21 protein-coding genes and 1 pseudogene are annotated in these 20,715 nt (G+C 72.1%); 7 read left to right on the forward strand and 15 right to left on the reverse strand.

All coding sequences use genetic code 11. From position 1 onward, the window contains the following. Window positions 1–81: 81 nt before the first annotated feature. Window positions 82–600: pseudogene (locus JO379_RS34070) on the reverse strand (Rieske (2Fe-2S) protein); the annotation flags it as partial. On the opposite strand from JO379_RS34070, the gene JO379_RS03145 reads away from it, so the two are divergent. Genes JO379_RS03145 through JO379_RS03160 form a run of 4 tightly spaced genes read left to right on the forward strand, consistent with a single transcriptional unit; the run spans window position 482 to window position 3,949 of the window. Continuing rightward, window positions 482–934: an ester cyclase gene (locus JO379_RS03145; RefSeq protein ID WP_209513689.1), complete on the forward strand. Its 453-nt coding sequence runs from the start codon at window positions 482–484 to the stop codon at window positions 932–934. The pseudogene JO379_RS34070 and the gene JO379_RS03145 sit on opposite strands and share 119 nt — an antisense overlap. A gap of 42 nt (window positions 935–976) precedes the next feature. Continuing rightward, window positions 977–1,480 carry an ester cyclase gene (locus tag JO379_RS03150; RefSeq protein WP_245381357.1) on the forward strand — a complete coding sequence of 168 codons (504 nt, stop codon included), beginning with the start codon at window positions 977–979 and terminating at the stop codon, window positions 1,478–1,480. Further along, window positions 1,477–2,637 carry an FAD-dependent monooxygenase gene (locus tag JO379_RS03155; RefSeq protein WP_209513691.1) on the forward strand — a complete coding sequence of 387 codons (1,161 nt, stop codon included), beginning with the start codon at window positions 1,477–1,479 and terminating at the stop codon, window positions 2,635–2,637. Before JO379_RS03150 ends, JO379_RS03155 begins: the two co-directional genes overlap by 4 nt. Window positions 2,638–2,665: 28 nt before the next feature. After that, the gene (locus JO379_RS03160) at window positions 2,666–3,949 is read left to right on the forward strand and encodes an ABC1 kinase family protein (RefSeq protein ID WP_209513692.1); all 1,284 of its coding nucleotides are present in this window, start codon (window positions 2,666–2,668) and stop codon (window positions 3,947–3,949) included. Window positions 3,950–4,017: 68 nt separating this feature from the next. Here JO379_RS03160 and JO379_RS03165 read toward each other — a convergent pair whose 3' ends face one another. From JO379_RS03165 to JO379_RS03200, 8 genes are all read right to left on the reverse strand, one after another. Continuing rightward, window positions 4,018–4,398, reverse strand: coding sequence for a VOC family protein (locus JO379_RS03165; protein ID WP_209513693.1), 381 nt, complete (start codon window positions 4,396–4,398; stop codon window positions 4,018–4,020). Between the two features lie 14 nt (window positions 4,399–4,412). Further along, the gene (locus JO379_RS03170) at window positions 4,413–6,059 is read right to left on the reverse strand and encodes an MFS transporter (protein WP_209513696.1); all 1,647 of its coding nucleotides are present in this window, start codon (window positions 6,057–6,059) and stop codon (window positions 4,413–4,415) included. 40 nt (window positions 6,060–6,099) lie between these two features. Continuing rightward, window positions 6,100–6,507 carry a VOC family protein gene (locus JO379_RS03175; RefSeq protein ID WP_209513698.1) on the reverse strand — a complete coding sequence of 136 codons (408 nt, stop codon included), beginning with the start codon at window positions 6,505–6,507 and terminating at the stop codon, window positions 6,100–6,102. Beyond that, window positions 6,504–7,010 (reverse strand): helix-turn-helix domain-containing protein, encoded by a 507-nt coding sequence (locus tag JO379_RS03180; RefSeq protein WP_209513700.1) that lies wholly within the window; start codon window positions 7,008–7,010, stop codon window positions 6,504–6,506. The genes JO379_RS03175 and JO379_RS03180 overlap by 4 nt, the downstream gene beginning before the upstream one ends. Window positions 7,011–7,062: 52 nt before the next feature. Further along, the gene (locus JO379_RS03185) at window positions 7,063–8,748 is read right to left on the reverse strand and encodes an MFS transporter (RefSeq protein WP_209513702.1); all 1,686 of its coding nucleotides are present in this window, start codon (window positions 8,746–8,748) and stop codon (window positions 7,063–7,065) included. A gap of 135 nt (window positions 8,749–8,883) precedes the next feature. Next, entirely contained in the window at window positions 8,884–9,252 is a 369-nt protein-coding gene (locus JO379_RS03190) for a VOC family protein (RefSeq protein ID WP_209513704.1), read from the reverse strand. Window positions 9,253–9,404: 152 nt separating this feature from the next. Beyond that, a complete protein-coding gene (locus tag JO379_RS03195) occupies window positions 9,405–9,911 on the reverse strand; it encodes a hypothetical protein (protein WP_209513707.1) in 507 nt (168 codons plus the stop codon). Between the two features lie 46 nt (window positions 9,912–9,957). After that, entirely contained in the window at window positions 9,958–11,820 is a 1,863-nt protein-coding gene (locus tag JO379_RS03200; protein WP_209513709.1) for a right-handed parallel beta-helix repeat-containing protein, read from the reverse strand. A 79-nt stretch (window positions 11,821–11,899) separates the two neighbouring features. Between JO379_RS03200 and JO379_RS33850 the strand changes: the two genes are divergently transcribed. Beyond that, on the forward strand, window positions 11,900–13,144 hold the full coding sequence (locus tag JO379_RS33850) for a HEAT repeat domain-containing protein (RefSeq protein ID WP_209513711.1): 1,245 nt from the start codon (window positions 11,900–11,902) through the stop codon (window positions 13,142–13,144). Between the two features lie 84 nt (window positions 13,145–13,228). Here the strand turns inward: JO379_RS33850 and JO379_RS03210 are convergent, their stop codons facing one another. Together JO379_RS03210 and JO379_RS03215 are read right to left on the reverse strand one after the other, a co-directional pair. After that, window positions 13,229–14,074 carry a PaaX family transcriptional regulator C-terminal domain-containing protein gene (locus JO379_RS03210; protein WP_209518468.1) on the reverse strand — a complete coding sequence of 282 codons (846 nt, stop codon included), beginning with the start codon at window positions 14,072–14,074 and terminating at the stop codon, window positions 13,229–13,231. A 35-nt stretch (window positions 14,075–14,109) separates the two neighbouring features. Beyond that, window positions 14,110–14,751, reverse strand: coding sequence for a GNAT family N-acetyltransferase (locus JO379_RS03215; RefSeq protein WP_209513714.1), 642 nt, complete (start codon window positions 14,749–14,751; stop codon window positions 14,110–14,112). Window positions 14,752–14,865: 114 nt separating this feature from the next. Here JO379_RS03215 and JO379_RS03220 point away from each other — a divergent pair, with 114 nt between their 5' ends. Beyond that, window positions 14,866–15,951, forward strand: coding sequence for an alpha/beta hydrolase family protein (locus JO379_RS03220; protein WP_209513716.1), 1,086 nt, complete (start codon window positions 14,866–14,868; stop codon window positions 15,949–15,951). A gap of 95 nt (window positions 15,952–16,046) precedes the next feature. On the opposite strand, the gene JO379_RS03225 is transcribed toward JO379_RS03220, so the two are convergent. Both JO379_RS03225 and JO379_RS03230 read right to left on the reverse strand, forming a co-directional pair. After that, the gene (locus JO379_RS03225) at window positions 16,047–16,679 is read right to left on the reverse strand and encodes a carbonic anhydrase (RefSeq protein ID WP_209513717.1); all 633 of its coding nucleotides are present in this window, start codon (window positions 16,677–16,679) and stop codon (window positions 16,047–16,049) included. Window positions 16,680–16,859: 180 nt separating this feature from the next. Continuing rightward, the gene (locus JO379_RS03230; protein ID WP_209513719.1) at window positions 16,860–17,342 is read right to left on the reverse strand and encodes an SRPBCC family protein; all 483 of its coding nucleotides are present in this window, start codon (window positions 17,340–17,342) and stop codon (window positions 16,860–16,862) included. 67 nt (window positions 17,343–17,409) lie between these two features. Here JO379_RS03230 and JO379_RS03235 point away from each other — a divergent pair, with 67 nt between their 5' ends. Next, window positions 17,410–17,991 (forward strand): TetR family transcriptional regulator, encoded by a 582-nt coding sequence (locus JO379_RS03235; RefSeq protein ID WP_209513720.1) that lies wholly within the window; start codon window positions 17,410–17,412, stop codon window positions 17,989–17,991. Window positions 17,992–18,059: 68 nt separating this feature from the next. Here the strand turns inward: JO379_RS03235 and JO379_RS03240 are convergent, their stop codons facing one another. Together JO379_RS03240 and JO379_RS03245 are read right to left on the reverse strand one after the other, a co-directional pair. Then, window positions 18,060–18,383 (reverse strand): hypothetical protein, encoded by a 324-nt coding sequence (locus tag JO379_RS03240; RefSeq protein ID WP_209513721.1) that lies wholly within the window; start codon window positions 18,381–18,383, stop codon window positions 18,060–18,062. A 262-nt stretch (window positions 18,384–18,645) separates the two neighbouring features. Continuing rightward, entirely contained in the window at window positions 18,646–20,712 is a 2,067-nt protein-coding gene (locus tag JO379_RS03245; RefSeq protein WP_209513722.1) for an iron ABC transporter permease, read from the reverse strand. Window positions 20,713–20,715: the final 3 nt, after the last annotated feature.

Genomic DNA, 20,715 nt, shown 5'->3' on the forward strand with positions numbered 1-20,715 from the left:
CACCGGATCACCGATCCCCGTCGCCGCACACACCCCCTCACCGTCGTAACTCCAACCATGGAACCGACACCGCAACCGATCCCCCACCACCTCCCCCACCGACAGATCCGCCCCCACATGCACGCAATAACCACTCAACACCCGCGCCACACCACCCCCCGCACCCCGGAACACCACCACCCGCCCACCCAGAAAATCCACCCCACGCAACGAACCCGCAGACAACTCCGACGACAAACACAACGGAAACCAACTCTGACTGAACACCCCGCCCTCACCCTCGCGGGGAACGTTTTCGGAGCACTCGAGACCGGCCATGACGACTCCCTCCCGCTGTCCCTGCGAGATTGTTTCCACGGCTTCCCGGGGCGTCAACGGCCCGCCCGAACACCCGGGTGGCACAGCAATCTGGGAGAAGTCGGCCCCGGAGCGCCCCACTAGCCTTTTTCCGAAACCGCGGACGGCTTCGGAAGGAGTCGGAATGGGGTCCACCGAGCAGGAGCACACCCGGCAGCAGAACAAGGCGCTGGTCCGGCAGTTGATCGACACCTGGAACCGCGGTGACCTGGCGGGTATGACGCGCTTCTGGTCGCCCGGCATGGTGCACCACGGCCGGGACGGCCGGCCGCTGGCGGCCGTGGACGTGGCCGCGGAGATGAACCGCTTCATGCAGGCCTTTCCCGACCTGCACTTCACCGTGCACAGCCTGGTGGCGGAGGGCGACCTGGTGGCGACCCGGCTCACCGTGGAGGCCACCCACAAGGGCGAGTACCTGGGCCTGCCGCCGACCGGCCGCACGGTGCGCTGTCCGCTGCTCGGCCAGTTGCGCATCGTGGACGGCGCCGTCGTCGAGCACTGGGGGGTCGCGGACGGGTTGTACCTGCTGGAGCAGCTCGGCCTGCTGCCGCCCGAATTGCTGCGGGCCACCGCCTGAACCAATTCCCCGTCCGAAAACCTCTGCCTGGGGGTCGGCACGATGACGCACGACACCACCGCGGCAAGCCGGAAATCCGCATACGAGGAAACGGTCCGCCGATTCCGGAGGGCAGTGCTTTTCACCCGGGATTTCTCGGCGGTCTCCGAGGTCCTCACGCCGGACTTCACCGACCACTTCGCCCCGCCCTGGGATCCCCCGGGCCGCGACGGGGTGGCACACCGCTTCGCGCAGGCCGCCCACGCCCTGACCACGCGCCGGGTGGAGGTGCTCACCTCGGTGTGCGAGGCGGACATCCTCGCCCAGGCGATCCTGCTGCACTTCGAGCACACCGGCGAGTTCATGGGCCTGCCGCCCACCGGCCGCACCTTCACCATCGGCGGCTCCAACACCTTCCGCTTCCGGGCCGGCCGGATCGCCGAGCACTGGGGCGTGTTCGACGTCGCGAAGATCCCCGACCTGCTGGCCCCGGCCCCCGGCCGGGAGGGCGGCTGGGCGTCCATGTGGGACACGGACGCGCCGCCGGGCAGCGGAGGGCGCCCGTGAGACGCCTGCGCGCCGTGGTCGTCGGGGCCGGCCCGGCGGGCCTGGCCACCGCGGCACTGCTGCGCCGCGCCGGGCTGGAGGTGCTGCTGCTGGAACGCGACCCGGGCGGCACCGCGGTCGCCCGGGGCACCGCGCTGACCCTGTGGCCCAACGCCTTCACCGCCCTGGCGGCGATCGGTGCCGCGCAGGCGGTACGGGCCCGCAGCGCGCCCGCGGCGGGCCTCGCGATGCGCACGGCGCGCGGCACCACCCTGCAGTACCTCTCCCCCGCCGTGATGGAGGCCCGGTGCGGGGGTACGGGCCGGGCGCTGCTGCGCGCCGACCTCATGGCCGCGCTCCGCTCGTTGCACCCGCCGGGCGCGGTACGCCACGGGGCGCACTGCGTCGGTGTGCGCCAGGAGCGGGGGACGGTCGCCGCCGTGCTCGCCGACGGCACGGCGGCCGAGGCCGACGTGCTGATCGGCGCGGACGGCATCCGCTCACGGGTACGGGGCGCGCTCTTCGGCGGTGACGACCTGCGCTACGGCGGCTACGCGGTGGCGCGCGGCGTGGCCCACCGGGCAGAGCCCGGACATCCGGCGCTGCTGACTCTGGGCCGGGGCCGGCAGTTCGGGCTCTTCCCCCTGCCGGACGGACGGATGTACTGGTTCGCGGCCTTCGCCGCTCCCGAGGGCACCGCCGAGGCGGGCCCGGGGTGCCTGGCGTTCCTGGCGGAACGCTTCGGCCGCTGGCACGCCCCGATTCCACAGGTGCTGGCGGCCACCGGCGCCGCGGACGTCACGGTCACCGACATCCACGACCGCCGCCCGCTGCGGCACTGGGGGCGCGGCGCGGTGACGCTCGTCGGGGACGCCGCACATCCCAGCGCCCCGGCAATGGGGCAGGGCACCTGCCAGGCCCTCGAGGACGCGGTCGTCCTGGCCCGCTGCCTGGCCGGCGCCGACGGTCCCGACGACGTGCCGTCCGCCCTGGGCGCGTACACCGCCCGGCGCAGGCGGCGGGCCCACGGTGTCACCCGCCAGTCCCGCTGGACGGGCCGGCTCGGGCAGTGGCAGGCCCCCGTGCTGTGTGCGGTGCGCGACGGCCTGGTCCGGGCCACCCCCACGGCGGCACAGGTGCGCGCCCTGCGCACCATGTTCGCCTTCGACCCGACGTGAGCCGACCGCCCCCCGGAGGGAAGCCGCCATGGACCGAGTCCCCGCACACCGGATGCTGCTGCGCGCGTGCGCCCTGGGTGTGGCAGCGGTCGTGGAATCGGCGGTGACATTGCCGGCCTACGCGTGCGTCCGGGTCGTCGCCGGCCGGTCGCGGGCCCGGCGGCTGGTGTACCGCCGGCTCACCCGCCGGGTGCAGGCGCTCGGCCCGACCTTCGTGAAGTTCGCCCAGATCGCGGGTAGTCGGCGCGACATGCTGCCGCCGGACCTGTGCGACGAGCTGTCCCGGCTGCACGACCGCGTCCGGCCCGTCTCGCGCCGCCAGGCGGAGCGGGCGTGGCGCCGGGCGTACGGCCGGCCCGTCCCGCCGTTCCTGGCCCGGCTCGACCCCGGCCCGATGGCGGGCGGCAGCATCGCCTGCGTCTACCGCGGGGTGCTGCCCGACGGGCGCGTGGTGGCTCTGAAGCTCAAGCGGCCCGGTATCGACCGCGTCATGCGCGCGGACCTGGCTCTGATCCGCCGGCTCGCGCGCGGGGCCGAACGGCTGTCGCGGCTGCGCGGCATGCCGGTGGCCGACCTCGTCGGATACGTCAGCGAGGCCATCCTGGGGCAGCTCGACTTCCAGCGGGAGGCCGCGAACATCGTGACGCTGCGGGAGAACCTCGCCCGCGTTCCCGACGTGGACATCCCCGCTCTGCACCCGGAACTCTCCCGCCCCACCTGCCTGGTGTTCGACTACATCCCGGACCTGGACGCCGGTACCCCGCAAGCCCTGCCGGACGCGGTGCGGGCCCGCCTCGCATCGGCCGTACTGGCCGCCGCGCACAAGATGATGTTCGTGGACGGCTTCGTCCACTGCGACCTGCACCCGGGCAACGTCTACGTGCTGCCGCGGGGCCGGGCCGTGATTCTGGACGCCGGCTACAGCGTCCGGCTGCCGGAGGACGTACGGAAGCTGATCGGTGAGTTCTTCACCTGCCTGGCCCTGGGCGACGGGCGCCGGTGCGGGGAGATCATGCTGGCGAGCATGGCCGACGCACCGGACGCGGGGCGGCCCGGGCACGCCCCGGGCCGGGCCGGGGAGGCGTTCGTGGCGGACATCGCCGCGCTGGTGGAGCGCTCGGCGGGGCCCGGACGCGCCTTCGACATGGCGTCCTTCGGCAACGGCGTCTTCGAGGTGCAGAGCGCCCACCGCCTCTACGCGGCCGCGGACTTCGCCTTCCCCGTCATGTCCCTGATGATCCTGGAGAGCACGGTCCGCGGCCTGTGGCCGGGGGTGGACTTCCAGCAGGTGGGATCGTCGGCCGGCTGCTGACGGCCGACGGGCTGCGGACGCGGTACTGCCGCCGCCCCGGGGGAAGGCGGCGGCAGCGGCGGTGGGCCTCAGCCGGCCGGCTGCAGCAGGTTGAACTCGTTCCCGTCCGGGTCGGCGAACGTCGCGGTCGTCACGCCGAACGGCATCTGCTGCGGCTCGTGCGTGAAGCGCACTCCGCGCCGGACGAGCTCCTCGTGGGTGGACTTGATGTCCTCGGTGACGAGCTGGATGTCGGTGAACCGGCCGATGTTGCCCTCCCGGTAGACCGGGAAGTCCTTGGTGCACAGCACGATCCGGGCCTGGGAGCCGGCCGGCGCGACCTCGATCCAGCGCATGGGCCCGAGGTTGTGATCGGCGCGGAGCTCGAAGCCGAGGATGTTGACGTAGAAGTCGACTGCCTTGTCCTGGTCGTTGACGAAGACGTCGACGGTTCCGATGTGCGAGATCATGGAATCCTCCTGTTTCAGTGGGTCGTTGGGACGGCCTCGCCCGGCCGGTCCGCGGGGGCAGTCTCCAGACGAGGGGCCAGCAGGGCTATCAGCGCCCCGATGACGACGATCACCGTGCCGCCGAGCATGGCCATCTGGAAGCCGTCCATGAAGGCCGCGTGCCCGGCCCGGGCGGCCGCCTCGGCCGTCATGCGTGGCGTGCCGGGTGGTACGGGCACGACGCCTTGTGCGATGACTTCCGTGGCCCCCCGCAGGATTCCTGCCAGGGGATCACCGACGCCCTCGTCGGCCAGGCGCCCCGGCAGCACACCGGAGACCCGCGAGGAGATCATCGAGCCGAGGGCCGCCGTGCCCAGCACGCCGCCGAGCATCAGCGCCGTCTGCTGGAGCCCGGACGCCACGCCGGAGAGGTGCCCCGGCGCACTGCTGACGATCATCTCGATGGCCGTGGGGGCGACCATGCCCATGCCGACCCCGAGCGGGGCCAGGAACGGCCACATGGCGTGGTACGAGGAGTCCTCGGTCATCCCGGACAGGCCCAGCAGCGCACCGGCGATGAGGACCAGGCCCAGGGTGAGCGGCACCCGTGGACCGAAGCGCTGGTTGAGGACCGCGCCCGTCGGCGCCCCGACGCCGAAGAGCACCGTGAACGGCAGCAGACCGAGCCCGGCCCGCAAGGGACCGAAGCCGTGCACCTGTTGCAGGTACAGAGCGAGGTAGAAGGAGGCGCCGAAGGTGGCGAAGCCTCCGATGAGCAGGACCGTCGTGCCGGTGGAGACGGTGCGCAGCCGGAACAGCGACAGCGGCAGCAGCGCCTCGCGAGTGCGGTGCTCGCGCAGCACGAACGCGACGCCGAGGACGACGGCCACGGCGAACGAGCCGAGCGGGTAGGCGTGCCCCCAGCCGTGGCCGGGCACCTGGATGATGCCCCAGACCAGGGAGAACAACGCACCGGTCAGCAGCAGCACGCCGGGGACGTCGAAGGGCCGGCCGGCGCCCTCGGGCCGGGTGGCCCGGATCGCCCAGCCGCCGACGGCCAGTGCCGCCGCGCACACCACGACGTTGACGTAGAAGACCCAGCGCCAGCCGAGCAGGTCCACGGTCACGCCGCCGATGAACGGCCCGGCCGCCATGGCCAGCGCGCTGACGCCGCTCCAGACGCCAATGGCGATCTTGAGCTTGTCCTTGGGGAAGGTCGACTTGAGGACGGCGAGTCCGCTGGGGGCGAGCAACGCGCCGCTGATGCCCTGGACCACCCGCCAGAAGATGAGGGCCCCGATGCTGTCGGCGAGGCCCGCGAGGGCGGAGCTGGCGGCGAAGCCGGCCATGCCGATGAGAAAGACCTTCTTGTGCCCGTAGCGGTCGCCGATCTTGCCCGCGGTGATCAGGAAGCTGGCCACGGCCAGCATGTAGCCGTTGGTCACCCATTGCAGGGTGGTGAGTTCGGTGTCGAGGTCGACGGCGATGACGGGGTTGGCCACCGCGACGACGGTGCCGTCGAGGGCCTCCATCATCGTGCCCAGGGCGACGGCGGCGAGCACCACCCAGGGGTTGCCGTGGCCGCGCCGGGTCGTGCCCGCCGGGTCGGCCGTGCCGCCGTCGGCGGTCACGGGACCGGCCGGCGCCTCGTCGTGCGAGGCGTGGTGCGGATCGTGAGCCATGGCTCGAGCCTGCTCTCTTCTCGGTACGCCGACGGTGGGTTCAGCCGCGGGAGTCGGTGACGCTGAACCAGTTGCCGGAGTCGTCCCGGAACACCGCCTCGGTGCCGTGGGGACGCTTGACGGGTTCCTGTACGAACGTCACGCCCGCGGCACGCAGCCGTTCGTACAGCACCCGGACGTTGTCGACATGCAGCACCCCGACGCCGATCACGCCCTTGGCGACGAGGTCCCGCAGCTGGGCGGCGGTCTCCTCGTCGTACTCGGGCGGGCCCACCTTGCGAAGGACCAGCACCACGTCGGGCTGGTCCTTCGGCCCGACCGTGAGCCAGCGCAGTGCGCCCAGTGTCAGGTCGTCGCGGACCTCGAAGCCCAGTTTCTCGGTGTAGAAGGTCTTCGCGGACTCCTGGTCCAGGACGGGGACAGTGACGTGTGACAGACGCGTGCTCATGGCTTTCCTTCCGGGGGTGAGCTGTGATCAGACGCTATCGACGCGTTCCCGGTGGGGACATCTCCTGGATTGCGGACCTGCGTTCCGCTTGTGCCTGTGCGGCGGGCGCACATGAACAGGTAGCAGCCGGGGATGGGCGGGGGCCCGCCCTCCCGCACGATCTGCTCGCGGTAACGGGTCGGGGAGACGCCCATGACGTCGGAGAAGCGGGAGCTGAAGGAGCCGATGCTGGAGTACCCGACGAGGTGGCAGATCTCGGCGACCGTCAGGTTGGTGGCACGGAGCAGGTCGCGGGCGCGTTCGATACGGCGCTGGGTGAGATAGCGGCCCGGGGTCTCGCCGAAGGCGGCCTGGAAGGAGCGCAAGAAGTGGAAGCGGGAGCATCCGGCCTCGGCGGCCAGCGTGGCGAGGTCGAGCGGGTCGGCGTACGAGCGGTCGATGAGGTCCTTGGCGCGCAGCAGGTACGGCAACAGTGCGGAGGACAGGGGTTCCTGGGCCGGCATGCCCTCAGTATCGGGCGGGTGCCGACGACGGGTGCGCCGGTAGGGGGACGGCTCAGGCACGGGCGGGTATCCGTTCCGGCGCGATCTCGTCGAGTCGGCGGCCCCGGGTCTCGGGACCGAACAGCGCGAAGGCGAGGGCGGCCAGAGCCAGCGGCACGGCGCCCAGCAGCGCCGTCACCCCCAACGGGGGCACCGCCACAGCCGCGACCGACAGCGCGAGGATGGCGACCCCGCCGGCCTTGCTGATGCCCGCGGCCCAACTGGTGCCCCGTGCCCGCAACGGGGTGGGGTACGCCTCGGTGCTGTAGGCCGCCATGACGGCGGCGGTGGCACTGATGCCCCACAGCGGGACCAGCAGCAACAGCCGCAGCCAGACGCCGTGTCCGGCGACGCTGTCGGCGAGAACGGCGAGCGCGACCAGGGCGGTCGCCGTGAGGCCGGTCAGGGTGATGACGGTGCGCCGGCTGCTCCACAGCCCGTAGAGCAGGGCGGTCAGCACGTTGAGCGGGAGGCTGATCAGGGCGCTGTCACGCAGGACGCGGTCGGAGGAGACCTCGGTGATGCCGAGCCGGCCGAGGTTGGTGGGCAGCCACATCTGGAAGCTGTGGGCCATGAGACCGGCGCCGATGGCGAGGACGGTCAGGGCGAGGGTGGGGCCGCGGAAGGCGGCCGTGAACAGCCGCCGGTAGCCCGTGGGCGGGGCCGCGCCGGGCCCGGCGGCGCGGGCCGCCGCGGCCTCCGCTTCCTCCTCGGCCTCGGCGATCTGCTGGACGGTGGAGCCGTAACGGGCGAGGACCTCGCGGGCCTCCCGGGGCCGGCCGGTGGCGAGCAGATAGCGCGGGGACTCGGGTATCCAGCGGTTGAGCAGGATGAGCAGCAGACCCGTCGGCAGGCCCGCCAGCCACAGGATGCGCCAGCTGTACGTGGGGGTGAGCGAGGCGGCGAGCCAGCTGGTGAGGATGTAGGCCAGGGTGACGTTGCCGCCGATGAGCACCATGAGCCAGCCGCGGTGGCGCTGCGGGATGGTCTCCGCGAGCAGGGTGAAGGCGATGGGGATGAGTCCGCCGGCGGCGGTGCCCATGAGGAAGCACATGGCGACGTTCCAGGCGAAGCCGGGCATGGCGCCGCAGACCGCGGTGGTCGCGAAGAGCATCCCTGCCAGGAGGATCGAGCCGCGGCGGCCGATGCGGTCACCGAGCCGACCCCAGAGGAACGAGCCGGTCATGGTGCCGGAGATGCCGGCGAGCGGCAGCCAGGACACGGGGATGGAGCCGCCGGGGTTGAGCGGGGAGGCGAGCCCGTACTCCTTGGCGACGCCGGGGACGACGAAGGACAGCGTCATCGGCTTCATCACATCGATGGTGACCGCAAGTGACAGCACGACCAGCAGCGCGACGTGGGCGGGGCGCAACGGGGCGTCGTCCACGGCCCGGACCCGTGCGGAGGCGACCTGCCGGCGGACGGTGGACGCGTGCCGGGGCAGCAGGCCGGCGATCACGGCGGCCGTGCCGACGACGACGAGAGCCATGCCGGTGAACATGGCGTTGTCCATGGGCATGCCGGCCATGTGGTAGCCCATGTGACGGGCGTGCAGATACATCGGCAGGTGCAGCAGGGCCCCGGCCGTGCAGGCCGCGGCCCCGGCCCAGAAGAAAACGGGCCGGGGGAAGCCGCCGCCCGCACGGCCGGGCTTGCCGCGATCCGGTACAGCGCCCTGAAGTCGTCGCGCGTCGGCCATGCGTTCTCCTCCTACCGCGTGGCGGGCTCCACGGGGAACTGCCACGCGCGGTGACAAGAGGGGCAGAATCGCTATGCGTTCGTGCAGCAATATTCCTAGCAGTGGCGCATGCCTGCGACAAGAGTGAAGCCGGTTTCAGCCTCCGGCGGGCTGGTTGAGCCCGAGGACATTGCCGTCGGGGTCGCTGAAGGTGGCCTGCCGCCCCCACGGTGTGGCCTTCGGTCCGTCGACGTCGACGCCGCGTTCGCGCAGACGGGCACAGTCGGCCTCGACGTCCGTCGTGCTCAGCAGCAGGCCGTGGATGCTACCGGGCGGCATGGTGGGGAACCAGTCCACGAGCACGATGCTGGTGTCGGCGCCTTTCGGCGCCACTTGCAGCCAGCGCCCGTGCACCCCCGGCTGGTCCGCCAGCAGTTCGAAGCCGACGGTGTCGACGTAGAAGTTCTTGGCCCGCTCCTGGTCCGCCACCGGCACCGAGAAGAGCTGTACATGTGTGATCGCCATAGGGGACGACGCTAGGAGTTACCAGCTGGTTTCCCGGCGTAGCCACGCCAGGTGGCGGGCACGTTCAACCGCCCGTGTGCAAGGGATCGGGCCTGGCCACGTCGGCTCGCTACGAAAGCCGTACCTGCCCCCTGCCAGTCCCTGTCGGGCCCTCACCACATCGTGCTCAGGTCGTCGAGGTCGGTGAGCCACTGCTCGGTGCCGGTGATCAGGCTTTCGGTGATCTCGACGGCGATCCGGCCGTCGTCGGCGAGCGTCCGGCGGGTCTGCTCCAGGTTGTTCCGCAGTACGGGGTCGTACTGGGCCGCGGCCTGCACCGCCTCGGCGTCGAGCACCTCGGCCGTCGCCGCGCGTTCGGTCGTGTCGGCCTCCAGGGCGCTCTGGGCGGTCTGGATGAACGTGATGAGTTCCCGGTGGATCTGCTCGAAGTAGGCGTCCAGTGCCCCGCCCACGACATCGGGGACGTCGTAGCGCGCCTCCGCCGACGGTGGCACGACCACGACCATCCCCGGTCGGAGATGGTCGAGGTCGAGGCCCGGGTTGGCCTCGCGGATCGCCTGGGCGGCCCTTTCCGTCGCCGCCTCGGATGTGCCGGCCTCCACGAGCCGGGCAGCCAGGGCGGCGACGGTCTTCTCCTGCTCGACGACGACGATCGGCATCGTGCGGTCCTTCCGGAGGTTGAATCGTGGAGGTCGAGGCGAGGGGTCAGAGCACACCTTTGACATTGAGCTTCAGCCACTTGGGGTCGATGTCGCCCTCCGGGTCGATGCCGCCGCTGGTGATGTTGCCGAGCACGGCGAGCCCTCGCGGGTCGACGTCGAGGTGGATCGACGGAAGGCCGCCCCTGGCACGGTTGCCGGTCACGGTCGCGGTCCCGGCCCGTACGGCGAGCGCGGCCGGGTCCGAGTCGCCGTGCTGGCGGAACTGGTTGCCGGAGACGACGGCGTCTCCGGCCACGTCGATCCGCGCCGCGGGGTGGTTGGCAGCGCCGGTGAAGGTGTTGGCGGAGACGATCGCGCTGACGTCCAGCGAGGCGTGGGCGAACGCGGTGCGGCGGCCGATGAGGTACGAGACCCGGTCGCCGACGACGGAGACGTACGGGCCGATGTGCCCGGTGCGGAGGTCCGGGGTACCGGGGTTTCCGTCGTCGTCCCTGGAGTCGTCGCCCACCAGCAGGCCGCTCCACGGGGTGTGCCCGTCGTCGTCGACGTCCTCGGGGATCCGTCGGCAGACATTGCCCTCGATGGTGGTGCGAGCGAAGACGGAGACGTGGATGCCGAGGCATCGCTCGTCCTCGGCGGGATCGGCCCGGCCGATCCGCTCGACGGTGTTGCCGTGGACCCGGGACTCCCGGCAGGCCAGCACGGCCACCCCGGTCCTGTGGTCCGGGTTGCCGCCCTCCTCGCCATCGTCGGACTCGGTGGTGAGGTCGCAGACCGTGTTGGATCCGACGCGTGCGTGGGTCGCGCCGACGACTCGGATGCCGTTGGTGCCGACGGTTTCGCCGCCGCGGTGAGTGACGATGTCCCGCAGCGTGTTGCCGGCGATCACGGCGTCGGCGAGCCGGCCCCGCTCGGTGACCACGATCCCTCCCTCGCCGGCTCCTTCGATCGTGTTGTGCGAGACGTCGAGGTCGCCGGTGGGCACCGGCACGAGGATGCCCACGCCCCCGATCCGGCTGATGCGGTTGCCCGAGATACGGGTGGTGCCGCGCAGCACGCCGGACACGCCGCTCCGCAGGGCGATCCCGTGGCTCGAGCCGGCCTCCGGGTCCGAGTCCGGATCCGGGTCGCCCGTGACCGTGTTGTCCCGGACGGTGTATCCGCTCGCCCCCACCTCGATGCCGACCCCCTTGCTCTGCACATGGTTGTCGGTGATGTCGAAGGAGGCCCAGGGGGAAAGGGCGCCGAGCAACCGCAGACCCGCGCCCCGCGCGAACATCACCGTGTTGCCGCGGATGGTGTTGCGGAGCATGTGGGCCGCACTGCCGCGGAACTCCACGCCCGACCACCAGCACAGCAGCAGGTTGCCACTGATCTCCAGATCGGTGGTCAGCAGGTGTGCCCTGAGACCGCCGCCTTCGTCGTCCAGGTACTCCCGGGCCTCGATACCGATGCGGCCCGCGATGTCGCAGTCCTGGATGCGGGTCCGCAGGGACGCGTTGGAGAGCTGGATGGCGGAGCCCTGGCCGCTGTCTTCTCCCCCGCCGACGATCAGCACGGTGAGCCGCCGGACGGTGACCTCGGCCGTGATGGAAATCTTGATCCCGGGCCGGTGGCTGCCGGAGATCAGCGCGAAGTCCTCCAGGGTGACGAAGGCCGAGAGGCTGATGTCGAAGCCGCCCCGCTCACCGATGAGCAGGGTGCCGGGGCCCTGCCCGTGGACCCGCACCGACCGTGCCCCCCGGATCCGTACGGGTTCCTCGCCGAGGTGGTAGACGCCCTGGGCGAGACAGACCGTGCCGCCGTCCTCCGCGACCGAGTCCACCGCCGCCTGCACGGTCATGACACCGCCGGCGTGCGACTCGGGGGTGACGAAGACCGTGCGGTCGGGAGCAGCAGAAGCCATGCTCCATGGTGTGCCGGGCTAGGGTCTCTCGCATGCCGGGTGCTCCATCCGGGACGAAAGGAAAGGCGGTTACCGAGACGTGGGTGGGGACTCGCTCATAGCGGCGGTACGGAGCGGGGACGCCAAAGCGGTCGCGGCCGCGCTGGCGGCCGGCGCCGACCCCGACACCGTTGACGAGCACGGCACTCCGGCACTGTGTCTGGCCGTCGACGCCTTCGACCTTCCGGTCATCGAAGAGCTGATGATGTCGGCCCGGCCGGTCCGGCTGAACTGCACCGCCGCTGACGGCCATACGCCTCTGCTGCGCGCGGTCGACCGTGGCGCCTGTGAGATCACGTCCGTGCTCATCAGCGGCGGAGCAGACCTGGGGCTCACGGACGCCGAGGGGCGTCATGCCCTGGAACTGGCGCGGCACTGGCACCTCGCGGGCGCCGAAGCCGAGCTGCGCCGCAGGACCGGTGCGTCGGAGCCGGTCGTGTGCAGGAGGGTCCTGGACGGGTGGGGGAACGTCTGTGCAGAACTGTCGCTCGGCGGCCTGACGGTCCGCAACGGCCACACGGCGATCCTCACCGAGCTGGAGCCCCGGTACGGGATCGCACCCCCCTTCGAGGAGTTGATGGGCCGCGCCCTGACCGAGCCGGACGTCGACCAGCCCGTCTGGCCGGCGACGACGCTCACGCTCCAGGGACGCCACGCCCCCGCCGTCTGGGCGCAGGCCGCTGCCCTGCGCGACCGCGCGAACCCTCTGGAGCGATACTGCGGCGCCGAGGTGATGCGGCTCGTCAACCTCTTCGACGAGAGCGAGGACGACCTCTTTGACGGGCCGCTCGTCGACCTCTTCCTCCCCTGGGCAGCGCGAGAGGAGGATCCACGGGTGATGCGGGCACTCACCGCCGGCCTGGCCGGGGCAATGGATCCCCGGGCCGAGCAGCCACTGCCGGCGCTCACCCGCCACCACGACCGGGAGGTTCGGCGCTGGGCGGTGTCCGGCCTTCACCGGCTGGTCGCGCAGGGGGATCCCGAGGCACTCGCCACCGTCATGGCGTGCGCCCGGGACGCGGATGCCCTGGTACGCGCGGGGGCATGCAGAGCGCTCGGCATGGCCCCCAAGGATTCCTCCGCCTCCTCGGACGCTCTTGCCGGGTGCCTGAACGACGAGGACGAGGCCGTACGGGTCGCGGCGGCGATCCCGCTGTTCGTGCGCGACGACCCGCGCGGTGACCAGGTACTACGTGACCTCGGCCCCGTCGACGACGACTCGCCTTACTTCGCGGAGTTCCATGACGTCCGGTATCACGACCGGGCGCTGCACCCCGCCGAGTGAGCGTCCGACAGCCGGTTCGCCTCCGGGCCTCGGGGCGGACCGCTGCGCGGCGTCGTGGACGGCACCCGCGCCGACGGCTCGTCTTCAGCGTGTGGCCCGGGCTGCCGCCTCTCGGGTGACATCGGCGTAGAGGCGGAAGAGCACCGGGCCCGCTTCGCTCGGGTCCCGCTCGCGCAGGGCCGCCCAGCACTGGGCCACGAGCTTCCGGGCCTGGGTGCCGGGCCAGGGCCGGGGAAGGAGCTGAGGCGGGAGCAGCGGGTCGGGCTCCATGGCGCGGGTGAGTTCGGCGGCCAGCTCGACCGCGATGGTGAGGAGCTCGGACGGGGAGAGTGCGGCCGGACCGGTGAGCCGGTCGAGGCGGGGCTGGGCGATGCGGCTGAGGCGGTGGTAGCGGTCGGCGATCTCCTGCAGGGGCCACAGACGGCCGGCGAGTTCGGCAGGCTCCTGGGTGTCACCCCTGCGCAGGTCCGTCGTGGTGAGCAGGGTGAGTGCGCCATGGGCATCGAGGCGTTGGGCCGTTTCTTCGACGTACGGTTCCCAGGCATTGGCGCAGACGTACAGTCCGCCCTGGAGCGGGGCGCCGCCGAGGTGGACGAGCGTCTCCCGCAGGGCGTCCCGGGCGGCGCGCGCCGATTCCGGTACCGCGAAGGCGGCCAGGTGCCAGACGCCGTCCCACGGCGCGCGTCCGGCGTCCTGATCGAACGCGTGCCGGAGGAAGTCCGCGTTGGGGGCGAGGGCACGCGTGGTGTCCGCGGTCGCGTGCAGTTCCGCCTTGCGGCCGCGGCCCTCGTGCGTGAACCGGCCTTCGGCCACAAGGCGTTTGACGCACAGCCGTACCTGCTGGTCGCTCATGCCCAGGGTGTTGGCGACGGTGTACAGCTCGTCCGCGCCCACGGTGCCGTCCTCGCGGATCAGCGCGTGGACGAGCATGCGCGTGGGGACCTCGACGTGGTCCGTCCCGGTGCTCACCGTTCTCCCGTTCCTCTCGTTCCGACGGCACGGCGCATGGTGGTCACCGCGCCGAAGCCCAGCAGTCCGCGCAGGTAGGGCGTGCGTTCGGTCCGCACGGCCGTGAAGCCGCGCCGCTCGTACAGGGCCCTGGCCCGCGGGTTGGTGTCGATCACATCCAGTCTGATCTCCCGGCGGTCCTGCTCCGCCGCCACGGCGGCCACTTCCTCAATGAGCAGGCTCCCGACGCCGCGGCCGCGCAGGTTGGGGTCCACGGCGATTCCGTCCATGACCAGTTGCCCGGGGGCGGGGTGGCGTTCGAACAGGGCGAGCAGCAGGAGCCGGTGCAGCCCTCGCAGGTGTCCGTACGCGCGCAGCACGTCGGCGGCCGATCCCCCGGTGAAAGTCCGGCCGCCGAGCTGGTAGCCGGCGAGGCCGACGAGCTGTCCGTCGAGGAGCGCGCACACCGCCCGGTCGGCGTTCAGGTGGGCGGCGATGAAGGGCACCGCCTTGTCCGGCGGGTTCAGCGCGGGGCCGAGTTTGCGGCCGAAGGCGTCCCAGTACAGCTCGGCCGCCCGCCGCTCGGCTCCGGCCGGAACCCCTCGCTGGACCGTCACCGGCCCAGTGCCCGTGCCCATGCCCGTCGCATCCAGTGCCATGTCCGTGCCCCCTCTCTCGCGGTAACCTCGGCTCAAAACTATCACTCTCGCTACGGCCGTGCTTGAAATGATAGTTTCAGGGTCGCGTCAACCCCAACAGAGGCGGTCAGATCCATGAGTCCGAAGATCCAGCCCCGGCGGCGCGCACTCCGCATCATCGTGTGGTCATGCGTCGCGGTCCTGGTCGTGGCCGCCGGCCTCGTCGGCGTGGTGCTCTGGCAGAACTCCTACGACATCGACGAGCGGCGGGTGTCGATCCATCACGGTGGCCACACCCTCAACGGCGTACTGGCCACCCCCAGGGACGGGCGCGAGCGCCACGGCCTGGTCGTGTACGTCCACGGCGACGGCCCCCTCGACGCCACTCACGACGACGGCTACAAACCCATGTGGGAAGCGAACGCGAAAGCCGGGTACGCCTCCCTGTCCTGGGACAAGCCCGGCGTGGCCGGCGCACCCGGCGACTGGCTCGACCAGTCCATGGACGACCGGGCCGACGAGGCAGCCGCCGCCATCGCCTGGGCGCGCGCCCGTCCGGACATCGACGGTGACCGGATCGGGCTCTGGGGCGCCAGCCAGGCGGGCTGGGTCCTGCCGAAGATCGCCTCCAGGACGTCGGTGAGCTTCGTCATCGCCGTCTCGCCCGCGATCAACTGGCTCCGGCAGGGCCGCTACCACCTCCTCGCCGAGCTGCGCGCCGACGGCGCGTCGGCGGCCCGCACCGAGGCCGCGATCGCCGAAAGCGACACCACCCGCCGGCTGCTGGCACGCCGCGCGAGCTTCGAGGAGTACGTCAAGGCCATGGGCGGAGAAGCGGACGGCATGACCGCCGGCCGCTGGGTCTTCATCTCCAAGAACTACACCGCGGACGCCACGCAGGACCTCCGCGCCCTGCGCGGCATACCGGTGCTGCTGACCCTCGCGGGTCATGACATCAACGTGGACACCGCCGACACGGAGCGCGTCTACCGCGAGGTGCTGGACGCAGACGGCGCGTTGACGGTCAGGCGCTACCCGGACGCGACCCATTCACTGCTCAAGCAGTCCGTCGAACAGTCGGACCTCTCCATCACTCTCACCGCGCTCTTCTCCCCCCGCTCACTCTTCGCGGACGGATTCCTGGCGGACCAACCAGGCTTCCTCAAGGCACTCGGCCGGGGCAGCCGAGGCAGCGACGCCGCATCGCCTCGCGCTCGGTGAGTCCTGCCCCGGCCGCATGGACCGGCCCCGCGTGTGTGCCCCCGCAGTCATCGCGGGGGCACACCGCGGGCAGGTCGTCGCCGCTCACAGCCGTATCAGGCTGCGGCGTCCTTCATGTCGATGCCCTTGGCGGTGACCAGGCGGGCAGTGCCGTCGGCCAGCCGGTAGGACAGGCCCACGACTGCCGCCCGGCCCTCGGCGACCGCCTCCGCCAGGGTGCGGGAGCGGTCCAGGAGCAGGTCGACGGTGTGCCGTATGTGCTCGGCGATGAAGTCCTCCTCCTCAGTGCGGCCGGCCGCGTGGGCGGCGAGCACGCTGGTGGTCACCCGCTCGATGACGTCCCGGACGTACCCGCTCGCGGTCGTGCCGTCCTGCACGGCGGACCGGGTGGCCGCGACCGCGCCGCAGGAGTCGTGGCCCAGCACGACGACCAGGGGGCAGCCGAGCACGCTCACCCCGTACTCGATGCTGCCGAGCACCTCCGGGCCCGTGACGTGGCCCGCCGTGCGTACGACGAACAGGTCACCGAGACCGCGGTCGAAGACGATCTCGGCGGCAAGGCGGGAGTCGGAACATCCGAACATCACGGCGAACGGGTTTTGGCCAGGCGCGACTTCGGTGCGGCGCGCGGCATCCTGGTTCGGGTGCTCCGGGGAACCGGCGACGAACCGCTTGTTGCCGGCCATCAACATCTCGAAGGCGCCCTGGACAGTAAGGGAATCAGTCATGCACGGCAGAATACGACGCGGCCCAGGGCGCCTTGATCACCCGGTCCGCCGCAGATCCCCCTCCGGAAGGAGGCGAAGGCGGAATGCCCTGCCGTGACCGAAAATCACCCCTGGAGCACTCACGGACAGCGGTGACAACGGGCGCGGACGCGCCGATTCCCTACGGCCCCCGGGCCGGTGTCAGCGGACGAGGGCCCGCAGCAATCGGACGTACGGGCTCCAGCGCGCGGGCCTCGTCACCGCCCCGGTGCAGGCGAGTTCGGCCCGGTCGAGGCTGTCCTCCAGACACGCGTCGTGGAGCGGGCGCCACAAGAGCGGCCAGGCGAGGCGGGCCGGGCCGCGGGCGGCCATGGAGAGGGTGTGGCGCAGAACGGTGCGTCCGTCACCGGCGGGCAGGGCGGCGTATTCGTGGAAGCCGTGGAACCCGCGCGGCCCGGTGAAGGTGAAGCGGACCCACGTGGCGGGGACATAGGCGGCGACGCTGTAGCGGACGGGGCCGTGACCGCCGGTCGCCCCCGGCCCGAGAGGCCGGTCGAACTCCATCGGCGGCCAGGGGCCGCGCGGCCACAGCCGGTCGCCTTCGCTCGCGAGGCCGTCGATCAGCGCACCCGCCTCACGCTCCGTCACGGGCAACACGCGCTCGTGCACGTTGTGGACGTCCATGGTTCCTCCGTCTCACCACACAATATAGAGAGCCCTCTCTAATATTGTGGAGAGTACTCTCTGATTCATGGCCCGACCACCCCGTTTCGACCTCGCCCAGCTCCTCGACGCCGCCGTACGGCTCGCCGCGGCCTCCGGGCCGGCCGGTGTGACGATGTCCGCGGTCGCGAAGGAGGTCGGGGCTCCGAGCGGTTCGGTGTACCACCGCTTCGCCGGGCGGACCGTACTGTTGGCCGAGGTGTGGCTGCGGACGGTCGAACACTTCCAGGAGGGCTGGTTCGCTGCCCTCGAAGGTGAGACCGACCCCCGGCGGGCGGGGAGCGCGGCAGCGCGCCACGTCGTCGCCTGGAGCCGCGCGCATCCACAGGAGGCCGCCCTGCTCCTCTACGGCGCCCGGGACTTCGGCCGCGCCGAGTGGCCCGGCGAGCAGGCCGACCGCGCCGACCGCGGCCACCGGCGGGTGCGGGACGCGGTCGCGGGCCTGGCCACCGCCTTGGGCGCCACGGACACCGCGGCCCGGGAACGCGTCTCCCTCGCCGTGATCGATCTGCCGCTCTCGCTCGTCCGCCGCCACCTACGGGCGGGCGAGGCCCTCCCCGGTCACGCGGAGGACCTCGCCGAGGAGTGCACGGCGGCGCTCCTCACCTGACGCACCCCTGCGGCCAGGGGGTGTTGGACGGAAGCGCGGCCACGCGGGTGCCTGGCTCTGTGGTGCGATCAGTTGGGGAACGCCCCGGCGTCGATGGCCTCGGCGTTGACATCGCACCAGGCGGTCGACGTGCCACCCGAGCGGGCACGGTTTCCGAGCTTGCCGTACAGGAAACCGTCGGGCTTGTGGCAAATGACAAACCCGGTGAACGAACTGCCGTGGCACGTGATCGACGCGCCATGGCGTCCACTGGCGCCTCGCTGGTACCGCCACGCGTCGCAGGAGAGATCAGCGGTCGTGCTCGAAGCGGAAGCCGGCACCGCGCCGATCATCCCTCCGCCCGCGATGGCGAGAGCTGTCCCGACCGCCGCGATACGTGAGTGGATCCTCATGGTGAGCTCCTTCCCCTGACGAGAGTTCGACTGCTACGGGAGGTGACGCTAGCCAGGCCCCCGGAGCCTCGGTAGTGCGCAAGCGGAACTTGGCCGGGAAGCGGTCGTGTGCGGATCACCGGCCCGAAACCCGGTACTGCCACTCGAAGGCCCCCAGGCATGCGCGCCATGGCGCGCACGGAGCATGCCTGAACGCCGAGGCGCCGGGAACCCGAAGCGGGTTCCCGGCGCCTCGGCGTGCGTGAGCGAGGGCGTACGCGTCCTACCGGCGGCCGCGCATGAGCAGATACAGGAAGTACGGCGTGCCGATCACCGCGGTCATCAGTCCGGCGCCCAGCTGGGCCGGCGCGATCACGGTTCGTCCCACCAGGTCCGCGGTGCAGACGAGCAGGGCGCCCAGCAGCACCGAGACCGGGACCACCCGGGCGTGCCGACGGCCGACCAGGGCCCGGGCCGCGTGCGGTGCCACCAGACCCACGAAGCCGATCAGGCCCGCGGCTGCCACGGCGGTGGCGCTGAGCAGGACGCCCAGCAGGAGGAAGGCCAGGCGCCCGCGTGCCAGGTCGAGCCCCAGGAGCCGGGGGGTGTCCTCGTCCAGCGCCAGGAGGTCGAGTTCGGTGCGGCTGAGCACCGCGACGAGCAGACCTACGGCGAGTACGGCCGCGAGCGGCGCCACGTCCGGCAGGGTCCGCCCGTAGGTGGAGCCCGACAGCCAGGTGAGGGCCTTCGTCGCGTTGAACGGGTCGGTGAGGACGATGAGCAGGCTGATCAGGGCGGAGGTCCCGGTGGCGGCGCCGAACCCGACGAGGACGAGCCGGTTCTGCTGGAAACCGCCCCGCGCCGCGAGTCCGAAGACGACGACGGAGATGACCGCGGCACCCGCGAACGCGGCTCCGGCGATTCCCCACGAGCCGACCGACGGCACCGTCGTCACGACGAGCACGGCGCCGAGGGAGGCCCCGCCGGAGACGCCCAGGGTGGCGGGCTCCGCGAGCGGATTGCGGGTCACGGCCTGGACGAGCGTCCCGGCCAGGGCGAGCGCCGCGCCCGCGAGGAGCGCAGCGAGGACCCGGGGCACCCGGGTGTCGAGGACGAAGCCGACGGTCCGGCCGGCCCTGCCCTGGGCCCAGTTCACCACGTCGCCCAGCAGCAGTTTGCTGTCGCCCAGCAGCACGGCGGCGATCATCACGCCGACGAGAGCCACCGCCAGTACGGCTGTGGTCGCGAGGAAGACGGCCCTGCTCCTGATGCGCAGACGTTCGGTCGCGGTGGCTCCGGCGGTGTCCTTGACCCGGGTGGCCATCACGATCAGGAGCACGGCGCCGGCGACGCAGGTGGCGACGCCCGTCGGCACGGCGACGGCGACGTCCGCCGGCACGAAGGCGCGCAGGAGCACGTCCGAGCCGAGGACCAGCACCGCACCGGCCAGGCCCGCGACCGGAATGCTCGCACGCGCGCGGGTGAACGCGCGGAGCCTGCGGGCCACGGGGCGGACGAGGGCGGGAGCGCACAGGCCGACGAAGCCGATCGGGCCGGCGAGCGTGACGGCGGCCGCGGAGAGCAGCGTCGCGAGCACCACCACCGTGATCCGGGTGCCGCGGACGGGGACGCCCAGGCCCCGGGCGGCGTCGTCGCCGAGCGCCAGGGCGTCGACGCGACGGGCGACGAGCAGCAGCCCGACGAGCCCGATGATGCCGACCGGCGTCATCTGGAGCACGGCGTCGAACCCGTGCTGGGCGATGCTGCCCTGGTTCCACTGGAAGAGGCCCTCGGTCTGCTGGGGGAACAGCAGGAGCAGCCCTTCGGTGACGGCGGTCAGGCCGAGGGTGAGGGAGCTGCCGGCGAGGACGAGCCGTACGGCGCCCGTGCCCAGGCCGGACAGGCCGAGCACGACGGCCGCCGCCGCGAGGCCGCCGACGAACGCGACGCCGGAGTGCGCGAAGAGGGGGAGCGAGACGCCGGTGACCGAGACCAGGCCGAGGGCCAGATAGGAACCGGCGTTGACCGCGAGGGTGTCGGGCGAGGCGAGTACGTTGCGGCTGACCGCTTGGAGGGCGGCGCCCGCCATGCCGAGTACGACGCCGACGAGCAGCCCCGCGGCCATCCTCGGCAGCCGGGAGGAGATGACGACGGACGCGTCGCCCGGGTCCGCCCGGCCGGTGAGCGCCTTCCAGACTTCGGGGGCGCCCACCGCGGCCGTGCCCTGCGTGATGTCGGCGAGCGCGAGGCCCACGAGGAGGAGGACCAGAACGGCCACCGCCGTGGCCGCGCCCGTCCGGGAGGCGGCCGCCGGCGGACGGGTTGCGGGAGGTGAGGCGGTGACGGTCATGGT

This window comes from Streptomyces syringium, assembly GCF_017876625.1.
Taxonomy (GTDB): Bacteria; Actinomycetota; Actinomycetes; order Streptomycetales; family Streptomycetaceae; genus Streptomyces; species Streptomyces syringius.

Coding starts and splice junctions, on each gene's coding strand:
- JO379_RS03190 (WP_209513704.1), bottom strand. CDS start 9,252: ATGGCGATCACACATGTACAGCTCTTCTCGGTGCCGGTGGCGGACCAG.
- JO379_RS03210 (WP_209518468.1), bottom strand. CDS start 14,074: ATGCTCGTCCACGCGCTGATCCGCGAGGACGGCACCGTGGGCGCGGAC.
- JO379_RS03145 (WP_209513689.1), top strand. CDS start 482: ATGGGGTCCACCGAGCAGGAGCACACCCGGCAGCAGAACAAGGCGCTG.
- JO379_RS03215 (WP_209513714.1), bottom strand. CDS start 14,751: ATGGCACTGGATGCGACGGGCATGGGCACGGGCACTGGGCCGGTGACG.
- JO379_RS03240 (WP_209513721.1), bottom strand. CDS start 18,383: ATGAGGATCCACTCACGTATCGCGGCGGTCGGGACAGCTCTCGCCATC.
- JO379_RS03170 (WP_209513696.1), bottom strand. CDS start 6,059: ATGGCTCACGATCCGCACCACGCCTCGCACGACGAGGCGCCGGCCGGT.
- JO379_RS03175 (WP_209513698.1), bottom strand. CDS start 6,507: ATGAGCACGCGTCTGTCACACGTCACTGTCCCCGTCCTGGACCAGGAG.
- JO379_RS03200 (WP_209513709.1), bottom strand. CDS start 11,820: ATGGCTTCTGCTGCTCCCGACCGCACGGTCTTCGTCACCCCCGAGTCG.
- JO379_RS03195 (WP_209513707.1), bottom strand. CDS start 9,911: ATGCCGATCGTCGTCGTCGAGCAGGAGAAGACCGTCGCCGCCCTGGCT.
- JO379_RS03180 (WP_209513700.1), bottom strand. CDS start 7,010: ATGCCGGCCCAGGAACCCCTGTCCTCCGCACTGTTGCCGTACCTGCTG.
- JO379_RS03230 (WP_209513719.1), bottom strand. CDS start 17,342: ATGGACGTCCACAACGTGCACGAGCGCGTGTTGCCCGTGACGGAGCGT.
- JO379_RS03165 (WP_209513693.1), bottom strand. CDS start 4,398: ATGATCTCGCACATCGGAACCGTCGACGTCTTCGTCAACGACCAGGAC.
- JO379_RS03150 (WP_245381357.1), top strand. CDS start 977: ATGACGCACGACACCACCGCGGCAAGCCGGAAATCCGCATACGAGGAA.
- JO379_RS03185 (WP_209513702.1), bottom strand. CDS start 8,748: ATGGCCGACGCGCGACGACTTCAGGGCGCTGTACCGGATCGCGGCAAG.
- JO379_RS03160 (WP_209513692.1), top strand. CDS start 2,666: ATGGACCGAGTCCCCGCACACCGGATGCTGCTGCGCGCGTGCGCCCTG.
- JO379_RS03220 (WP_209513716.1), top strand. CDS start 14,866: ATGAGTCCGAAGATCCAGCCCCGGCGGCGCGCACTCCGCATCATCGTG.
- JO379_RS03225 (WP_209513717.1), bottom strand. CDS start 16,679: ATGACTGATTCCCTTACTGTCCAGGGCGCCTTCGAGATGTTGATGGCC.
- JO379_RS03235 (WP_209513720.1), top strand. CDS start 17,410: ATGGCCCGACCACCCCGTTTCGACCTCGCCCAGCTCCTCGACGCCGCC.
- JO379_RS03245 (WP_209513722.1), bottom strand. CDS start 20,712: ATGACCGTCACCGCCTCACCTCCCGCAACCCGTCCGCCGGCGGCCGCC.